The organism is Muricoccus nepalensis, assembly GCF_006438825.1.
GTDB lineage: Bacteria > Pseudomonadota > Alphaproteobacteria > Acetobacterales > Acetobacteraceae > Roseomonas > Roseomonas nepalensis.
The window spans coordinates 1-18,011 of sequence record NZ_RCZP01000024.1 but is presented as its reverse complement, the minus strand read 5'-3'; the positions used below and the strand labels follow the sequence as shown (position 1 = coordinate 18,011).

Annotated in this window: 18 protein-coding genes; 5 read left to right on the top strand and 13 right to left on the bottom strand. The window is 66.9% G+C overall.

Annotated elements, in window-relative coordinates; genetic code table 11:
- Nucleotides 1–460: 460 nt before the first annotated feature.
- The gene (locus EAH89_RS19705) at nt 461–3,145 is read right to left on the bottom strand and encodes a tetratricopeptide repeat protein (protein WP_140885428.1); all 2,685 of its coding nucleotides are present in this window, start codon (nt 3,143–3,145) and stop codon (nt 461–463) included.
- A gap of 6 nt (nt 3,146–3,151) precedes the next feature.
- On the bottom strand, nt 3,152–4,501 hold the full coding sequence (locus EAH89_RS19700) for a hypothetical protein (RefSeq protein WP_140885427.1): 1,350 nt from the start codon (nt 4,499–4,501) through the stop codon (nt 3,152–3,154).
- A gap of 2,005 nt (nt 4,502–6,506) precedes the next feature.
- Here EAH89_RS19700 and EAH89_RS19695 point away from each other — a divergent pair.
- Nucleotides 6,507–7,289, top strand: a complete 783-nt coding sequence (locus EAH89_RS19695) for a hypothetical protein (RefSeq protein ID WP_140885426.1) — start codon at nt 6,507–6,509, stop codon at nt 7,287–7,289.
- 66 nt (nt 7,290–7,355) lie between these two features.
- On the opposite strand, the gene EAH89_RS19690 is transcribed toward EAH89_RS19695, so the two are convergent.
- Nucleotides 7,356–7,640: a helix-turn-helix domain-containing protein gene (locus EAH89_RS19690; protein ID WP_140885425.1), complete on the bottom strand. Its 285-nt coding sequence runs from the start codon at nt 7,638–7,640 to the stop codon at nt 7,356–7,358.
- A gap of 398 nt (nt 7,641–8,038) precedes the next feature.
- Complete coding sequence (locus EAH89_RS19685; RefSeq protein WP_140885424.1) at nt 8,039–9,295, bottom strand: integrase; 1,257 nt, start codon at nt 9,293–9,295, stop codon at nt 8,039–8,041.
- 1,289 nt (nt 9,296–10,584) lie between these two features.
- Here EAH89_RS19685 and EAH89_RS19680 point away from each other — a divergent pair.
- Nucleotides 10,585–10,866 (top strand): hypothetical protein, encoded by a 282-nt coding sequence (locus tag EAH89_RS19680; protein WP_140885423.1) that lies wholly within the window; start codon nt 10,585–10,587, stop codon nt 10,864–10,866.
- A gap of 209 nt (nt 10,867–11,075) precedes the next feature.
- On the opposite strand, the gene EAH89_RS19675 is transcribed toward EAH89_RS19680, so the two are convergent.
- Nucleotides 11,076–11,261 carry a hypothetical protein gene (locus EAH89_RS19675; RefSeq protein ID WP_140885422.1) on the bottom strand — a complete coding sequence of 62 codons (186 nt, stop codon included), beginning with the start codon at nt 11,259–11,261 and terminating at the stop codon, nt 11,076–11,078.
- Between the two features lie 152 nt (nt 11,262–11,413).
- Between EAH89_RS19675 and EAH89_RS19670 the strand changes: the two genes are divergently transcribed.
- Nucleotides 11,414–11,692: a hypothetical protein gene (locus EAH89_RS19670; protein ID WP_140885421.1), complete on the top strand. Its 279-nt coding sequence runs from the start codon at nt 11,414–11,416 to the stop codon at nt 11,690–11,692.
- Nucleotides 11,693–12,015: 323 nt separating this feature from the next.
- On the opposite strand, the gene EAH89_RS19665 is transcribed toward EAH89_RS19670, so the two are convergent.
- The 3 genes from EAH89_RS19665 to EAH89_RS19655 form a co-directional block, all read right to left on the bottom strand.
- Nucleotides 12,016–12,195 (bottom strand): hypothetical protein, encoded by a 180-nt coding sequence (locus EAH89_RS19665; RefSeq protein WP_140885420.1) that lies wholly within the window; start codon nt 12,193–12,195, stop codon nt 12,016–12,018.
- Nucleotides 12,196–12,381: 186 nt separating this feature from the next.
- Nucleotides 12,382–12,570, bottom strand: a complete 189-nt coding sequence (locus tag EAH89_RS19660) for a hypothetical protein (protein WP_140885419.1) — start codon at nt 12,568–12,570, stop codon at nt 12,382–12,384.
- A 101-nt stretch (nt 12,571–12,671) separates the two neighbouring features.
- Nucleotides 12,672–12,863, bottom strand: a complete 192-nt coding sequence (locus EAH89_RS19655) for a hypothetical protein (RefSeq protein WP_140885418.1) — start codon at nt 12,861–12,863, stop codon at nt 12,672–12,674.
- Nucleotides 12,864–13,245: 382 nt separating this feature from the next.
- Here EAH89_RS19655 and EAH89_RS19650 point away from each other — a divergent pair, with 382 nt between their 5' ends.
- Complete coding sequence (locus EAH89_RS19650; protein WP_140885417.1) at nt 13,246–13,458, top strand: DUF3606 domain-containing protein; 213 nt, start codon at nt 13,246–13,248, stop codon at nt 13,456–13,458.
- Between the two features lie 914 nt (nt 13,459–14,372).
- Here EAH89_RS19650 and EAH89_RS31430 read toward each other — a convergent pair.
- Complete coding sequence (locus EAH89_RS31430; RefSeq protein ID WP_161993689.1) at nt 14,373–14,549, bottom strand: hypothetical protein; 177 nt, start codon at nt 14,547–14,549, stop codon at nt 14,373–14,375.
- A gap of 417 nt (nt 14,550–14,966) precedes the next feature.
- Here EAH89_RS31430 and EAH89_RS19645 point away from each other — a divergent pair, with 417 nt between their 5' ends.
- On the top strand, nt 14,967–15,356 hold the full coding sequence (locus EAH89_RS19645; protein ID WP_140885416.1) for a MarR family transcriptional regulator: 390 nt from the start codon (nt 14,967–14,969) through the stop codon (nt 15,354–15,356).
- Nucleotides 15,357–15,601: 245 nt separating this feature from the next.
- Here EAH89_RS19645 and EAH89_RS33515 read toward each other — a convergent pair whose 3' ends face one another.
- The 4 genes from EAH89_RS33515 to EAH89_RS19625 form a co-directional block, all read right to left on the bottom strand.
- Complete coding sequence (locus EAH89_RS33515; protein ID WP_140885415.1) at nt 15,602–15,760, bottom strand: DUF3606 domain-containing protein; 159 nt, start codon at nt 15,758–15,760, stop codon at nt 15,602–15,604.
- A 999-nt stretch (nt 15,761–16,759) separates the two neighbouring features.
- Complete coding sequence (locus tag EAH89_RS19635; protein ID WP_241667106.1) at nt 16,760–17,092, bottom strand: RNA polymerase sigma factor region1.1 domain-containing protein; 333 nt, start codon at nt 17,090–17,092, stop codon at nt 16,760–16,762.
- 372 nt (nt 17,093–17,464) lie between these two features.
- Nucleotides 17,465–17,644, bottom strand: coding sequence for a DUF4175 domain-containing protein (locus EAH89_RS19630; protein ID WP_140885414.1), 180 nt, complete (start codon nt 17,642–17,644; stop codon nt 17,465–17,467).
- Between the two features lie 136 nt (nt 17,645–17,780).
- The coding region (locus EAH89_RS19625) for a transposase domain-containing protein (RefSeq protein WP_140885413.1) at nt 17,781–18,011 on the bottom strand (231 nt) is incomplete at its 5' end.

Sequence of the window (18,011 nt, the reverse complement as noted above, 5' to 3'; positions counted from 1 at the left end):
GCCTGGGCTGCGCCCCGAAAAAGGGATGGCGCGGAGGCTTGCTTACGTCGACGTGAGGAATGGAGCCGCTCCCGGCCTGGGCGCGGGCCGCAGGGGCCCACGCGCCGAGCTGGGCGAAGCAACTCAGCCGAGGAACAGCCCTGGTTCCGCCCGGCCCCTCCTTCCGATCCTCAGCCCACCCCCGCAGAGCCGTCGGCTGGGTGGGCCGCCATGGCCCAGACCTCCTGAGCGGCCCTGTGAGGGCTTCCGTGGCGTGCGCCGGCAGGCTGGGCAGCGCAGGGCCGCCGGGCAGTGCGGCGGCGTCCACGGCTGCTAGCAGGGCCGCCGCGTGCTAGGCGGCTAGGGCCCATGCCGCGGCGTCTGCGGTCAGCTCGGTGGCTAAAGCGTTTCAGGGTTAGACAAGCATGAGCCCCGCCTCGCGCTACGCAAAAGTCTTTAGGCGCCCGTCGCGGCCGGGAGACTAGGTACGGCCGTCCATCGCCCGCAGCGCGCGGCCGAGCATGTCCTTTGTGATGCCACGCGACGTCGCGGTGGCGCCGCCCTCCTCCTTGAAGGTGAGGGCGCGGCGGAACGCCGCCTCCGCCTCTGCCTGCCGGCCCTGGTCCAGCAGCGCGCGGCCGAGCATGTCCATTGTGATGCCGCGCGAGGTCGCGGTGGCGCCGCCCTCCTCGGCGAGGGTGAGGGCGCGGCGGAACGCCGCCTCCGCCTCCACCGGCCGGCCCTGGTCCAGCAGCGCGCGGCCGAGTTCGTGTGTCGTGACACCGCGCGAGGTCGCGGTGTCGCCGCCTTCCTCCTTGACGGTGAGAGCGCGGTGGAACGCCGCCTCCGCCTCCACCGCCCGGCCCTGGTCCCGCAGCGCGCGGCCGAGCATGTCCATCGTGAGGCCGCGCGAGGTCGCGGTGGCGCCGCCTTCCTCTTTGAGGGTGAGAGCGCGGCGGAACGCCGCCTCCGCCTCCGCCTGCTGGCCTTGGTCCCGCAGCGCGCGGCCGAGCATGTTCATTGTGATGCTGCGCGAGATCGCGGTGGCGCCGCCTTCCTCTTTGAGGGTGAGAGCGCGGCGGAACGCCGCCTCCGCCTCCGCCTGCCGGCCCTGGTCCAACAGCGCGCGGCCGAGCATGTCCATTGTGATGCCGCGCGAGATCGCGGTGTCGCCGCCCTCCTCGGCGAGGGTGAGAGCGCGGCGGAACGCCGCCTCCGCCTCCGCCTGCCGGCCCTGATCCAGCAGCGCGCGGCCGAGCATGTCCATTGTGATGCCACGCGAGGTCGCGGTGTCGCCGCCCTCCTCCTTGAGGGTGAGGGCGCGGCGGAGCGCCGCCTCCGCCTCCACCGGCCGGCCCTGGTCCCGCAGCGCGCGGCCGAGCATGTCCATCGTGATGCCGCGCGAGGTCGCGGTGGCGCCGCCCTCCTCGGCGAGGGTGAGGGCGCGGCGGAACGCCGCCTCCGCCTCCGCCTGCCGGCCCTGGTCCAACAGCGCGCGGCCGAGTTCGTGTGTCGTGACACCGCGCGAGGTCGCGGTGTCGCCGCCTTCCTCCTTGACGGTGAGAGCGCGGTGGAACGCCGCCTCCGCCTCCACCGCCCGGCCCTGGTCCCGCAGCGCGCGGCCGAACATGTTCATTGTGATGCCACGCGAGGTCGCGGTGGCGCCGCCTTCCTCTTTGAGGGTGAGAGCGCGGCGGAACGCCGCCTCCGCCTCCGCCTGCCGGCCCTGATCCAGCAGCGCGCGGCCGAGCATGTCCATTGTGATGCCACGCGAGATCGCGGTGGCGCCGCCCTCCTCGGCGAGGGTGAGAGCGCGGCGGAACGCCGCCTCTGCCTCTGCCTGCCGGCCCTGGTCCAACAGCGCGCGGCCGAGCATGTCCATTGTGATGCCACGCGAGGTCGCGGTGTCGCCGCCTTCCTCTTTGAGGGTGAGGGCGCGGCGGAGCGCCGCCTCCGCCTCCACCGGCCGGCCCTGGTCCCGCAGCGCGCGGCCGAGTTCGTGTGTCGTGATACCGCGCGAGGTCGCGGTGGCGCCGCCCTCCTCCTTTAGGGTGAGGGCGCGGCGGAACGCCGCCTCCGCCTCCGCCTTCCGGCCCTGGTCCCGCAGCGCGCGGCCGAGCGCGTCCATCGTGATGCCGCGCGAGGTCGCGGTGGCGCCGCCCTCCTCGGCGAGGGTGAGGGCGCGACGGAACGCCGCCTCCGCCTCCGCCTGCCGGCCCTGGTCCAACAGCGCGCGGCCGAGCATGTTCATTGTGACACCGCGCGAGATCGCGGCCTCGCCGCCCTCCTCGGCGAGGGTGAAGGCGCGGCGGAACGCCGCCTCCGCCTCCGCCGGCCGGCCCTGGTCCAGCAGCGCGCGGCCGAGTTCGTATGTCGTGACGCCGTGCATAACCGTGTCACCCGGCGGTAGAAGCGGGAGGGCCTCCTGCACCAGGAGTTCGGCGTGCCGAGCATCGCCCCGGGCCAGCAGGCCTTGGGCCGCGCGGACGAGGAGGTTCGCCCGCGCGGCACCCTGCTCGGGGACCCCTTCGAGAAGCGCCGCGCTCTCCAAAGCCAACTCGGGGTCGGGTGACGCAAGGCCGGTCATGTCCCGGTTCGCGCTGCGGTCCCGGGTCCGCGCGTCCTCCTCGCTCCAGCCGTCACGCTGCGCGGCGGCCTCGATGCGCAGGACGAGTGTGCGGATGGACCAGAGATCGGGCGCGGCCTCCCGGAACAGCGGCACCAGCCAGGGGGCAGACACGATGATCAAAGGTCCGCTCAGCCGCGCGGTCAGGCTGTTCCGCCGCCTGTTCAGGCCTTCGAGCGCAAGCCTCCACCAGTGGCGCCAGCGTTCCGCTGAAGGGTCCGATTCGGGCACCACACCGGCCAACCAGACGGCGGTGCGCTGCCCGTCCGGCTTCAGAAGGACCAACTTCTCGACCTCCTCGCGCAGGTCCTCCGGCTCGCCCGGCTCGAAGCGCAGCAGCACTGCACCGTCCTCGTGCAGCAGGCGGCCGACCTCCTCGCGGCAGAGACGGGCGGCGTCGCGGTCCGGGACCACCAAGACGATCAGCACGAAGGCGTCGGAGAGGCGGAGATGGCCGACCAGCCGCTCCCACTCGGCGCCCGCGGCGGCTCCGTAGCGGGACGCAATCGCCCCCATCCGCGCCGCCATACCGCCGCTCATCGAGGGTCAGTCTCGCTGCACGGGGTTCTTCGCGACGACATCGGCGACCTCCTGTCGGATTAGCGGATGTGTGTCGTACCATTCATCGCCGTTCACGAAGTAGAGCACGGCATGGCAGTCGAGAAATCGCGTCAGGCGGTTCACGGTTTCGGCGTCGGTGTCGGGCAGCAGGGTCTCCCGATGCTCGCCGATGCGCGCCAGCCACCGCGCGTCCTCGACCGCGACCGGCAGGAAGTCGCGCCGCGCGGCGTTGATCGCCTCGGTGACCCGCGCGGCCGGGTCCCCGGCCAGCGAGGAGGTCGCCCGGACAACGGTGTCCTGGAGCAGGCGCAATAGGTCGCGGAAGTGTCCGCCGCAGCACCCGATCAGACGGTCGATCTGCTGCGCATGATCGTCGCCGAACAGCACCGCCGCGCCGGCGTCCCCGAACCGGCGCCGCACCGCGGAGCGGAAGGCGTCCCAGGCCGGCTTGCAATGCGACCGTGCCTCGTCGTTGTTCCAGAGATGCACGGTGGACAGCAGCGTGATCTGCACCGTGTTGGGCAGGACGAATTTCAGCCAGGGCGGAACCGTGTAGACGGTGTGGATGTAGGGAAAGCGCAGGGTATCGAAATGGCTGGCGAACACACGCTCGACGCTCTGGATCACCGCCTGCTCGTTCTGCAAGGTGCCGCGCAGTTGCTCGAGCGAGTCGAAAATGAACACGATGCGGACGTCTCGTCCGCGGCTGGCGCGGATCGCTTTCACGCCCTCCTCGAAGAATGCGTCCACATCCTCCTTTAGCTCCCGCAGCCGTGACGCGAGAAGCTGTTGCAGCTTCAGCTTGAAGCTCGACGCCGCGCGCAGAGCGAATTTCAGATCGGCCCCGACCTTGAGGGCACCAGGGACGCCGACCTCCGCCTTCAGCGCCACTTCCGTGGCCGCAACGTCTGTGCGGAGGAATCGAAGGGTGCGGTCCCAGATGCTCTCCCGGTGGATGTCCTTCCCGAACTCCCGCTCGACCGCCTCGCCGAACGCCCCGGCTAGGGCGAGCAGCAATTCCGCGATGTCGATCGGTTCGACCGCGTTTACATAGTCCAGGGCATCCGCGTAGAGCACGACATAGCCATCCGCCTCCAGATCGCGCTTCAGCCGCTTCAACTCGGTCGTCTTGCCGGAGCCGCGGAAACCCGAGAAGAGCCGCACGCTCTCGATCCCGTCGAACTCGACCAGGGTCGCCATCCGGCTTACCGGATCCTCGAGGCCGAGCTCGGGGTGCTCGGTGTAGATCGGCTCGTAGAATTCGCTGCCGGGTTCCAGCGGAACGTCAGGCCGAAGGTCCTTATAGAGCTTCCGAAGTTCCTCGCGGGTCGCCATTCGGGCGTCTGCCTCTCTAGCTCGGCCTGCGACGATGCGCGGGCGCGGATGAACCTACTTAACGCATAGCTCAACGATGCGCACAGCATCCAACGATCCGCATGGGGCGCGCCCCGTGATCGCCGAGGGGCGGCCGGCAGATGGGCAGCATGCGCCTGGTCGGGATGACGGGGCGGCGTCCCCTTCCGCGCACCGTCATGTCTGCTGGCCGTGGCACCGCCGCGACCGGCGCTCTTTTCGCCCGGTGGGCGGCGCTTTTACCGCCCGCCTCGCCGGCCGATCGCTTTGGTGTTGGCGCGCACCGGTATCCCCTACCTGTTTGACGGCATATTCAAATCGATCAAGCTATGCAGAGGAGGGCGCGCGTTGTGGGTGCTCGGCCATGTGGCCTAGCCGGTGCGGTAACGGGGTTATACGGCGACGGAGCGTCCGGCAGCCCGAGCCCAAGCACTTATTTGGGATTCGCCTTGGGGCGAGAGCGGCTGGCAAGGGATACTGCCGCTCCGACAGCCTGCGCGTTTCGAAGCGGACTGTCCGCTTCCGGCCAGACCATGCTGTTAGGCACCAGACGATGCGGCCTAGTCCCCCTTCCGTTCAGGAGGGTAAAGCGGACATTCGGGCCACGGTCTTCTACAGCCGCTTCCCACCCAAACCGGTCATCCACCAAGGCGGTTGGTATAAGCGCGCCTTGGGAGAGCAGGCGCCATACGGTGCGGCGCCCTCTGTGGCCGAGCCACGGCCGCCCCCCCCGCCCCCCCGGAGGGTAGCCCGCCGCGCCGGCCCGTTGGCCTCCCATAAAGGCTCATAAACTTTCGCCGCTCCCAACTTCGGGTCGGGCATGGTTCAGTATTGGGTGAAACGATCAATCGTTTGGAGGCGGGCTGGACCATGTGCCCCGCCGTCGTCAGGGCATAAACGACACGCTGGATTCGAGCCATGGCCGTGTCGATCGCGCAACTTCGAAGAAGTTTGTCGCGCGAGACTGTTCAATTTCTATTGACAGCGCAACAAACGGCGCCCCTAATACCCGTAGGGAATAAGGCCGATAAGACATACCACTCTAGCCCACTAGCTTCTGCGTTCCCCTAGACCGCAGGGCTAGGGGAAACCCAGAGGGTAGTAGGTGAGAAAGTTCGATTAGACGATTTTGGCGCCCGGCTTGCGGCGTCGCGGGCCCTCTCTCGGTGGGGCCCCCGCCCTCGCCTGCGGCGCGGGCGGCACCCGCCCGAGACAGCTTCCGGTCAGTCGGGTCGCCGCGGGGTTTTCAGGTCGTAGGAACGGGCGCCGCCTCGGAGGCGTGTGCCGGAACAAGCGTCATTTCTGGAAACTGTCTGGCGCCCGCATCAGGAAGGCGGCTGATGCCCTGACCCGGTCATGCGCGGCAAAAGGGGGCTAGAAGTCTCGCAAGGCGCGCCAGACACTCGCTAAGCGGCCGGGCGGAGCGAGTGGGCCTTGGGCCGGCCCAGAGGTATCCATGGGCCTCTGCTGCCCCGGCAGGAAGGTGCGGCCGGGATCAGTGCTGCCGCTGCCACGCCGAACGACAGCCCTGATGGGGCGCGGGAAGCCCGGCGGCAGGGGCCGTGACGGGTTCAGCATGTCGCGCGCCAAGCGCTCGGCCGAGCTGCACGTGCCGGTGCGCAACTCCCCGGTGGGCGGCCCCCCAGCCGAGTAGGTCAGCTCCACGATCCACACGCGGCCCGGAGTCGCCGGCGGGTAGGGCTCACGCCCGATCTCGCGGAGCTGCTTGCCAGTTGTCATCTGGGGTGCGCGGCCAGGATGATCCGCCGGCGACCCTTTCTGCGGCCGGGATGAGTGGCCAACGTCGCAGCGTGTGGCGTGTTCTGCCCGGCCGGCCAGGGCCACCAACCGGCCGCCATGCGCTTCGCGCCCATGCATGGCACCGCTCGCATCCCCACCCCACTTCCATGCCATGACCGCGAACGCGCAATACCTGCTTCGGGGCTTCGCTAACGCGGCCCACCGAGCTTCATTGACCGCCGCCGGCATGTCCACCCGCTTCGGCGCCCCCGGGTGCTCCCGGTGTGGCGCGACGCGCAAGAACGGGCAGCCCTGCCGCGCCCCGGCCACCACGGCTACAGGGCGCTGCCGGCGGCACTCGGGCCGTGCCCTCGCTAAGCCGCCCTCTCGTGCCCGTGCCGCCGCCAACGCGCAGCGGCGGGCCTGGAAGCGCGATCCCTGGGCCCACGGCGCGACGCTGGCGCTGTCGGCCGTGCAGAACGAGGCCATGCGGGTCGAGATAGAGCGCGCCGGGCAGCCGCCAGAATGGCTGCCGCCCTCCGTGCTGGACTGGCTGCGATGGCGGTGGCGCCGCGCCTGGATGGACGGGAAGCCGCACCCGACGATCTGGACGGCCGCGCTGGCCGGGCTGCGGGAGCGCGTGCGTGCATGCGAGCCGCCGCCGGCCGGATGGGCGCCGCGGGACATGGATGGGGACACGGCGCTCTACGTGGCCGGGCAGCCGGCGTCGAACTCCCGGCGCCGCCAGCGGGACACAGGATATGCGACGGGGGCGTGGCAGCGCCCCGGACGCGCGGGTTCGGCGTCGGGCGCCAAGGGGCCGCCCTCCATGGCGGAATTGTTGAACGGGCTTCGTGCGCCCGGCCGGGCTGCATTGGCGGCCCATGCCAACGCGCTGGCGCCGTTCCTCGCGGGCGTGGCGGGCGAAGTCGCACGGGAGCGCGTGGCGCTCGCCTATGCGGCTTACCTGGCAGGGCAAATTGGCCTCTCCGAATGGCTGGTCGAGCTGCACGCCGAGCGGCGACCATAGCCGCGTCACGCGCCGCCCTGACGCGCCCCGCGCCGGCCGCGCATGGCCGGCGGTGGCCGCTGCGGCTCAGGCGTCGGCCGGCCGTGCAGCACGCGCCCGGGCGCGCGTGAGCGACGCACCACGCGGCCGGCTACCGTCAGGACGGTAGGGCTCGGCCGCATCAAGGAAGCGGGTTAGGCTCTCCACCGGCACAAGCGTCCGCCCTGCCAGCTTCACCAAGTCCATGCAGCCCTCGGTAGCGAGGGCGTAGATGCGCCCGGGGCTGCACCCGATGATCTGCGCGGCCGTCGCGATAGGGACGTTGGCGCACTCCCGCCAAGGGAGCGTCGCGATTGGGTTCTGCGGCCTCATGTGAGCCTCGTGAAAGCGTCGGCCGCGCCCCTCCGCGCTGCCACAGGGCCGGCCCCTTGACGGGGCGAGGGTGGTTCGGGTCGCTCGTGGCCGCCGCAGCAGTCCGGCCGTTGACTGCTCCGTTCGCTGCCCTCCGCCGGGGCAGCGTGCGCCGTGTTTGATCGAAGCAACCGGCGCCAAGCGGTCCGGTTTAGCGGCTCCATCACGCAAGTGAGAGTTAAGGGTGTGATGTATACCGAGCAAGAGGGGCATCGGGGCATTAAGATCGAGGTCGAGCTGCGGCTATTGCCCTGTTTGCATGGGTGCGGCTGCCGGTTCGGCCCCTCCCTTCCGTGGACGGGAGCGGTGAAAAAAGTTGGCCAGCCATACGTTTTTCTTCGGTGCCGGGTCGTCGATCGTCAGCCCACTGCGCGCAGCGTCACGGCCGGCGCGCTCACGATAGACACGACAGCGCTGTGCGCTGCGTCTGTCATCGCGTCCGCGATGTGGCTGGCGTAGTGCCGCTCGATCATGGCGGCCGATGTGTCGTGAAGCTTGGCGACGTGCTGCACTGATAGCCGCCCGTCCGTCAGGGCGCGAATGATGCTCGCGTCCCGCAGCCGGTAGGGCGTGACGCTCGGGGGCAGCCCTGCGGCGGCAACGGCCCGGGCCCACGGGCGGGCCATGTCGGCCGCCTTGTGCCAGGGCTCGCGACGGTCCTTCACCCAGCGCGGCGCGCGCCCTGTCTCCTTGTCCCCTGCGTGTTGCCGGTGGTGCCAGCGGGTCAACAGTGGCTCGTGCCCCCCGCGGCCCGCCATAGCAGGCCGCAGCAGCGTCAACAGGTCGGCACCGATGGCTACAGGGTAGTGCGTCGCCTTGCTGTTCCCCGGCCGGCCCTTGCGGCTACTCGGCATCATCAGGCGCACGCGCGCTGGGTTCCCCCGATCCTCGGTCACGTCCGCCACCGTCAACCGCACAACCTGCGAGAAGCGGGCGCCCGTCTGTGCCAGCACCGCGACAAGCCGGGAGAAGTCCCCGTCCTCATCCTGCTCGCCCGCCGCCGCGACGAGGGCCCGCACGTCCGCCAGGGACAGGAACGGCCGCTGGTGGGCTGCGGCGGGCGGCTGCGCTTTGGCGTGCGCTGCGGCTCCGCGGCGCAACCCACGCGCCAGCATGTCCCGCCAGCCGGCCGGCAAGAGGCGGTGGTGGGTTTCGGCCGCTTGGTGCAGGGCCGCTTTCGTGTCGTTCAGCAGCCGCGCGACCGTGGCGGGCGCGATACCATCCAGCGCGCGCACCCAACCCGCCATGTCGGCGTCCGTCAGGTCCGCCAGTGGCCGGTCCGCAATCTTTGCCGCCAGCAAGTGCTTCGTGAGCCGCGTTTCGGCGTCGCGCCCGTTCTCGGGGTTGCGAGCCTTGCGGTCGGCCACGTAGGCGGCAACGGCCGTTCGGACCGTGAGCGGCTCCGTGGCGCGGTCTGCGCGCTCGGAGTTGGCGCCAGCGCGCCGCGCGGCCCATGCCAGGGCTTCTGTGAGGGCCGCGCCGTAGGGCAGGGCGCCGGGGGCGGCCCCTGCGTCGTCCGCCTGTCCTAGCCGATGCTCGGCCCGGTGGCCGTCCCGGATCAGGCGCGCGATCCATGTCCCGGCCCCGGCGGTCGGCTTGCGGTAGCCAAGGCTCACCCCGCCGCGCCCCGCGCCGCACGCCTGCCAGTAGGGGTTCCGGTGGACAGCAAGCCGCCCCCGCTTCGCCGGGGTGTCTATCCCGGCCGTCCGGCGCCCGGGCCCGCTCGCCGGGGCCTTGCTTGTGGTCACCACCGCTGCCGCTGCCTTTGCCATCCTACCCGATCCCGTCCCAACTTACGTCCCAACTTGCCAGCAACGCCAAGCCTGCCAGCCATGAGACAGAGAGACGCTAAATCGCTGATTTTGATGTCTCTCTGGAACGGTATAGCCGATACGAGAGCCCAATGTCTACGCCCTCTCACGGCGGTAACAGGGGTTCGAATCCCCTTGGGGACGCCACCTTGCGTGATGGCGTCAGCGTTTTTGCGACGCAGCCTGCCGGAACCCCACAATTTACCCCACAATGCGACGGCGCTACCCCCACCAGGGGATGCGCTGCATGCGCCCTATACACATACACTTTCCTCACACCCGTAAGGGTAAGAAGGCATCGGGGGTCATCGGGGGTCATCAGGGGGGTGCCTTGTAAGTTTCTGTTTCCTCTTGCTGTTCTGACGGGTGCCAGACGTTCCATTTTTGAGGCATCGGGGGGGCATCAGGGGGTCATCGGGGGGTGCTTTATGCTTTGCTCTCGATTGACGAGGTGCATCGGGCAAGGTTGGAGATGCCAGCTCGGCCAGAGCCTTTGAGAGCGTAGCTAGGCCTTGGGAGACCGAGCGCATTGAGTGATCAGGCATGAGTAAAGCGCTGCGACAGATCTCAACCTTTGGCCTGCTGCTGGTGGCAGGTTGCGGCGCTCCATATGGAGGGGCGTCCACGTCGTCATCGCTACCGTCCAACCTGTCCACGATGAGGCAGATCACTGGGCGAGCTGATGGGCTCGAGACACTGCAGCCTGAGGTGGGCGACATCTGGGCTGCCGAACCGCCCGCTAAGGCGCCCGCACTTGGGCCACCTGGCCGCCCACGCAGCTTGCGCGCGAAAGCTGACGTGGCCAGTTCGCCGCTTCTCCCACCACCACTGAGCCACGCCGAAGGCGACTTCTGGCAGATGCCGGAACTTAGAGGGGGTTCGCCCGGCTGATTTCCTGGCGGGCCGATGTGTGACAATCGGCGTTCGTAAGGAGGTTACGCTTGGCAAAACGATAAGATCGTTCTCCTTGAGCGAACGCACAATTGTCTCAGCAGCCGCCCTTTCCGCAAGCATCTCCAGCCGGTATGCCGCTGCACAGGTTGCGGGGCATGCCTCACGGGCACTCGCATCAAGTCATTTCAGGAAGGCGTTTTGTGAAGCTGAAGCTGACTGCCGGCCTCTTCGGTTTGGCTACCGTCGTTGCCTATCTTGGGCAGGAGCACGACTTGTTTGCCGCCGAACTGAAGCCAGTTGGACCCCTCCTGACGACCGCTGAACGGGTCTGCCCGGCTCACCGGCAATCAAGAACGTTGCACGACATCGCTACGCGCCTGCGTGGGACGGCGCATTGGGATGAAGGCCTGTCTATGGGCAGCGCTCGATGGAACGAAGCGCGCTATCAGAAAGCCTGTCAGATCGTCACGAACTCGCTGTGACGTAGCGGCAACCCAGCAGATAGCAATTCGTGCGTTTGGCTCCGATTGCCTGCTCAGCAAGACAGATCAAACGTCCTTCTTCGCTAGAAATAGTAGCTTCAGGACCGCAGACCTGCTCCGATTTCGCGACACCTAACAGAGACAGCGCTTAGGTTGCGGGGCGACCCTGACAAGCGCAGGCGGATCTTCAAAGGGGCATAATGCCGGTGTCACTCAGCTTCGCTCGTGGCCGAGCCGCGAGTTACCATCAAGGCGATAACGTCAGCGAGTAGCTCATCCGCTTTTTCGAGGTTTGCCGACCGAGCATACTCGGCCAGAGCGGCTACCGCCTTGTAAGCAGTCTCAAGTTGCCACGACACCGTGGGCAGGGTTCCACTTTCGTACTCTTCAGCCATGTAGCGCTCCAGGCAGGACAATCTTGGTGATCCGTGACGAAACCGCAACTATTACTTAAGCTAACAGATGGAAGATGCGCAGCAGTTCGCAACATACGCAATGGATTTCATCCCACATGGCGGATGAGCTTGCCGACTGTGGGAGGTGGGGCATGACAGAGCGCTCTGACACGCAGTCTGGCGAAGACCTCGCCCGGATGGTGGCCGCGTCACTGCAAGGGGCCCTGGAGGCCATGCTCCGACGCAACACGGAGAGTGGCCGGCTGCCTTTGATCCGCACCCTCCGCTCGCAGATGGAGAGGGTTCTCGCCGAGGCGCCGGTCACGGGCGATCCCGTGAAGGCCATCGCCCTTCGCACGCGAATGGCAGCCCTGTTCGATGCCGAGTTCAGCCGGATGGAGGCCATTGAGCTGGACGGGAAGGAAGTCTGATCGGCAAGGCAAGCCTGGACCAGGAGGCGAGCTCGATAAGCTGATGCTCGCGTTCGCTCCTTCTGCGACCCGGCCCACACGCCACCGTGTTCTTCTATAAGAAAGCTGCAAGCCCTTAGTAGCTCGTTAACCTTTCGGATGCTTCTATAGGCTTAACGAGAGGGCCAAAAACTAGCTTTTCTAACTCTAGCTCCGCTGTTGATCCTTATGATGATAGTGGCCTGGGCTGGTGTGGTCGCAAAAAGCGGTCGCGCCAGCCCCCCTCGGCTTGATCAAGGCAGCAGTCGTCGACTTGGTGTGGTCGAGAGCACCAGTTCCGCGCGCTAGTGGTGGAGTGAGGTGGCCGACGTGAACTTCAGGCGCTCACCTTCCTCCTTCAGCTCCTCCACCCGCCCCTTCAACACCTCAACTTCCCTTTCTAGTGGGCAATGATTTTCGGCGGCAGCGAGGGCGTGTTGCGCGGCGCTCAGACGGTTCCGCCATTCAGAAGCTATGTCGATCATCTCTAATCGTCCCCTTCTGGCACGAACGTTACGGAAAGAGACGGTAGAAAGAGCGTTCGTTTTTTGCAACCTTGAGCTGTGATCCGTAGCGGGCGTTGGTTATTACAACGGCGTGATCACCGGCGGCGCGCCACCGTCGTACCCCTCGCCTCTTCGGTCTAGCTGGTCGCCGAAGGCTTTGATCGTCTAGCGGTGCGGGTCCGCCGGTGGCAGCAGCCCCCGCTCTTGACCCTCATGTTCCAGCGCGCGGATGCGCTCGTGCAGGGCGATCTCGGCCGCCGGCCTTCGCGCATCCATGGCCGCAAGGAAGGCTCGTAAGGCGTCCGCCACGCGGCCTCGCCATTCATCGAAGTCGTGAGGCGTGATCACGGCCATGGGCGCAGTCTGACCACATCTTAAGAGCCTCGCACCATCGACGAAGGAGCACGGCCAGACCCTGGTCACCTCCGCCATCCGTTCGGTGCCGCCTGCCTGGCTCAGCCGCGCGCGCCATCGACCGGCAGGAAACCGCGCCGCCGGCCTTCGTGCTCCAGCGCGCGAACACGCTCTTGCAGCGCCGCGATCCTGGCTGCCGGCAACCCCGCATCGTCAGCCTGGAAGGCCACGCGAAGAGCATAGGCCAAGCGGCTGCGCCATTCGGCAAGGTCGTGAATGGTGGTTGCTGTCATGCGCGACTGTGCCGACGTCGCGCACGCGGCGCACCGTCATGGGTGAAGAGCGCAGCCGAACCCTGGCCACCCCTAGGATTAATATGCTAGTCGGACCTTGTCGCCACGCGCTCACTGGCCGCGTCGCGTTCGAGTTGCTGTGCGGCGAGTAGCTGTTGGCTTTGGGCAATAAGATCGCGGGTGCGCTGCGCGATCTGCGCTAGGTGCACGGATTGGCGTTCGGCCTCCATAAGGAGGTCAACCATGGTTGGCGAGTTGTAAATAGAGCGAGCCACCGAACCCTCTGGAACTCGTGACGTTCTCCACACCGCACTGCTGCATACGCAGGTCGTCCTTAACGCAGATTAATTACGACACACCATTATCGAGGCATGGGGATGGGATGGCTGATCGCAAAAGGAGCCGCTGGCTAGTCCGCGACGTCATCGATATCGATGACGACGCCAACGCGCGCTTTTGGACCGGCGTGTTCCAGGTCAGCGAGCTTGATCTGGCAACGGCGGTCATGCTGGTGGGGGCAGACGCCAAAGAGGTGGCCAAGTTCCTCGGCGATGCAGCAAGGACGTACAAGGGAGACCACCTCTACGGCTCATAGAGGAGGGCTCGACAATCCAGAGCCCAGGGGTGCTGCTTTGTGACCTAACTCATGCCGCACCCGAGCTACAATTCCTTGCGGCCCTCCAAGCCCTCGGGCATTCTCCGCCCGCCTCCTGGACCAAAAAAAAGACGGCAGCCGAAGCCGCCGCCGAGTTTAGGGAGGAAACGTCCAAGAAAGCAGCAGCCGGGCAACCCCCGGTTGCTGCGCCTCGCACTCTGCATGGCTGTTGAGCAGAGGACAAGCCGATGCTGCGCTGCAGCACGCCCTCGTGAACCATGGCTCGGGCGCCTTGGCGCGCTTCTCCCGTAGCTCTTCAATCCTGGCAGCCCGCTAAGGGGCAGGACGGCTCGTGCAGCGCCATCCTGCCCCCGCTTTCACCCCTGACAGAGGGAAAGCCAGGGGCGCCGCCGGCAGGAAACTGCCCCTGGCCAAGTCATCATCAGCCAAGAAGGTTGCTGGCGCGTTTCAGAACTGTTGCGAGTAGGCTGTGCGGGAGCGAAATTCGGAGGCGGGTTTTCATAGGGACGCGATCTTACGACCCAGCCCGCTGCCTCTCCGTCGGATCACCCTCAGTTCCGCCACGCTCCTTTGCCCCACTGGAGCAGCAGCCAGGTGCTGCCAAGCCCTGGCTGCCTCGGGGGGCCGCTCAACCCAACGATCGAAGCCGAAGCACCGCATTGGCTGCACCGCAGTTTCGGCACGACCTCCGCCCACGTCAGATCCGGAGGGATGAGGGGAACGAGATCGGCCACCAGGCGCCTCTGCACCCGGCAGGATCCGGCGCACTGCAGGAAGAGCGCCCACTGGCCAGCTGGAGCGGCGAAGTCGCCCACCGGCCGCCCCATGGCTTCCTGCCCGCGGCGCACCGGCTCGGGCAAGTCAGTGGTCATGTAGGTACCCTCCTGCGTCGCTCAGGAATGGGCACTGTCTCCCTGCGGCACTCGCCCCGTCACCTCGGCACCAGCGCGCGCCTGGGCCAGCAGCAGGCGCCGACCCTCACGGTCGAGGCTGTCCCAAATCCGGGCGATCTCGGCACGGCCCGGCGCGGCCCTGATGGGCTCGGGCGGGGTGGGGAGAAGGGGCAGCATGAGGCCTCCTGCGCGCTGGCAGGAGGGTAACGCAGAAAAGAACATGACGCGAACTTCTGGTTGGCTCAAAGGCGGGCGAGCACCCTGCTGCTTTGCACCTCCCGATCCAGGCAGTGTGTCGGCAGAACTTACATTTATTTTGGAAGCGGATCAAGAAAAGCCGAAGGCTCCTTGATTTCGTTGCGTTTGATGAGGTGGCACGCATGTCGCTTTCACAACGTCACCACACCAGCGCTTGGGTGGTGAGATGAACCTCAAGCCTCATCTGATCACTGACCCGCTCAGCTTTGGCGTGGTCCGTGGCTGCAGGGCTGGCGGAACCATCTGAAGCTACAACACGGCGGCGCTAGAAGGTCTGAGGACCAGCTAGTGCTCAGACATCTGACCTTCTTTCCAGGCAAATAACGGGATCAACGCATGCGCGTGCAAGGCACACCGGACGAACTGGTCACCATTCTGCGTGAGACCGTGGTGTCCCTGGTGCGGCGTGACGGACCGGACCTCTCGGCGCGGCAGCTCGGTGTCTTCCTGACCGTCTACCTCGGCCCGGGCCCGCACACCGTGCGCGGCCTCGCCGCGTCCCTCAACGTCTCCAAGCCCGCCATCACTCGCGGCTTGGACCGCCTGGGGGAGTTTGACCTCGTTCAGCGCAAGATCGATCCGGCTGACCGGCGGTCGGTCCTTGCACAGCGCACCAAGCGAGGCGCCGCCCTGCTGCGGGAGATCAGTGCGGCGATGGCCGACGCCGCCACACCGCAGGAGAACGCAACAGCCCCCACCAACTCGCAGCTAGCGAGGAGTGTGTAGACCCTCGTCCACCGGCGGGCGTGTGACGCCGGTCTCGAGTGCAAAGACCTCGCGGGGATCGATCGCAGAGAACTTGATGCTCGGTTCCACTCGGGCGTGTGCTGCCGCAACCTTCCAAGTCGCGTGGTCCTCGCGTGTCGGTGGCCCGTAGAGACCTCACGCCTGACGGACTGGGGCTGGTCTCGCCGCAATCAGAGGCGCGCCGTCCACACACCGCCAAGTAGGTGGCCGTGATCCCCTGCGGTCTAATGGGGCCCGCTAGCATCACCGAGGAACCGAGCCACCGCTCGAGCATCTGAGCCGACGATCATCACCGCTGTCGCCAAGTCGAGATCGCTTAGTTGGAACACTCGAGCCCAGTAACGGGCGTTGGTGTCGTCGTCCATGTTGATGGTGTTGCTCACCAGCCAGACCACCTTCGGCCATGGCTTGTAGAGGCCCTCAACGGCTCCTGGTACTCCAACCACAGGGGAGCGCAGGTTTGGCGATAAACCTCTGTCCAACGGTCACCTTCCGACGCTCTAACCGCGACCAATAAGTGGCCACGGGCTGTTCTGAATGTTGCGCAACCAGCGGCCGGGATGGGCTCGCCTCGGGGCGTTGCGAGGTTGAGCGCTCGCGCGTGCTTAAAGCAGCGGCTTGGCCACGGTTTCTCCGCGACTACAGAGCAAATCTGCGGCGGGCAGCCTCGGAGGTACGGCGGCGGGTCAGTTCCATCCACAGCCCCCCTCCGATGAGGGTCATCAGGACCGCTCCGAAGGCACCGAGTGCGCACATCGCTTCAAACATCGGACTGACACCTCTCCACCGACCGCTTCGCCTTATCAAGCGATCACGGTTCCGTGATAGAGAAGGTCAGGGTGGAGGAGCTAGTAAAATCGACATCTGTGCTGCTCGATATTGGCGCGGACCAAGAACATTCCGGCTGCGCCGGAAGGCGCCATGGACAGCAGATACGCTAACATCGGCCGACTGCCGGCTTCCTACGCCTCATCGATGCGTAAGCAGGAGACTTCCTTGGTTGAGGCAGTATGCGGCCGGTGTGGCGCAATCTTCGACGTCACGAAGATCATCCGCCGGCCGGACGGGAGCATGCAGTGGACGCAGGCACCAAGCAGCAAGCATGGCATGCACTTCATGGTCCAGCAGATCTGCCCTGTGCGCTACAACGCCCCGGAGGGCTCAAGACCGATATGTCCAGACGAGGAGGAGGCGGTCAGGCGGCTCGCTGATCGGTATGCCCCTAGTGCCTGACCCCGACCGCCCTCGCGGCATTCAGCGGCTTGCGGCGGGCTTCATCATCGCGGGCGCGCTCGTCGTTACCCTCGCGTCGATCGTGCGGTTCGGCGGGTTCTAGCTGTCTATCTGTTGACGCTGCCAGTGGCGCATCCGATCACTCGTGGCTAACCCATGCGCCTTGTTGGGCCCAGCACTCCTAGCGAGCTGCCAGTGGCCTTGGTGCTCTCAAGCGGTCTTTCGGGCTCGGCCTCACCCCTAAGAGGCGGGGGACCTTGCGGGCCGTAAGGCGGCGTGCCGACCGGATCGTCATCGTCACCCCCTCCGCCCTCAACGACGTGGATGCCCATCTCCCACAGGCTAGCCATGGTGTCTTCGATCTGCTCGGCGGTGAAGTGTTCCTGCGGCATAGCCAGGTTCAGCTCGTCATAGGTGACGAACCCACGATGCCTGCCGCGCTCCAGGAGCGCCTTCACGCCTGCCAGTAGATGATCTTCCACGCTCCGCTCCCCTTGCTTCTTGCGTCCTATATGGGCCAGCCAAAGGGCGGACCGAGAGGCAAGGTCGGCAACCCAGTAACACTGGGGCCACGCCTCGGACGACCCATCCAACACACCCCCTCGTCTTCCTTAAGAAGGGCGCCGGGAGTTAGGGGCTCGTTAACCTTTGGGATGCTTCGATGAGGCTACCGAGAGGGCCAAAACTAGCCTCCTTCAGTGTGGTGTGATCGCTCAAAGGCCTGGGCTGGTGCAGCGGCAAAAGCTTGCAGCAGCAGCCCCCCTCGGACTTCTCAGGATGCGGCCGCTCTCCGCACCCAAGGAAGCAGATAGGCCGGCGGGGCGCCCCCCTGCCGGCCTTTTTGCGTCCAAACGTCAGATCCAGCCGCGCCGCCGCAGACCAAGGATGAGGGCGCTGATCAGCAGAGTGCCGAAAGCAGCGAAGAGGCCCACTGCCGCCCCCGCCAGCTTTCCGCCGTGTGCTCCACGGGAGCCGAGCCAAGCACCCAGAATGCAAGGCAACGCCACGAGCAGAAGGACATCGAGGAAGGGCATCTTCGCCTCTGGCTCTCACCGAGCCGACAGCCGGGTGAGAGAGCAGTTAGCAGTCCCCCGACGTTCCTTGTAAGCGTCGCGGCGGCGACAGGGGCGGAATTGTATTGACGGTGGGCGCTGGCTGAGTTCCGGCGCGCTACGCCGCGATGGCGGGTGCCGTGGCGGGGCTGCTGTGCTTCCAGTTCCACGGCAGCAAGGTGTCCAACTCGGCGGTCTTGGTCCGCCCGGAGACGACGCGCTCCAGCACATCCGTGAGCCAGGCCTGAGGGTCGACGCCGTTCAGCTTGGCGGTCTGGATGAGGGTCATCGCGATAGCCCAGTGCCGCGCCCCGCCATCGCTGCCCGCGAACAGCGCATTCTTGCGATT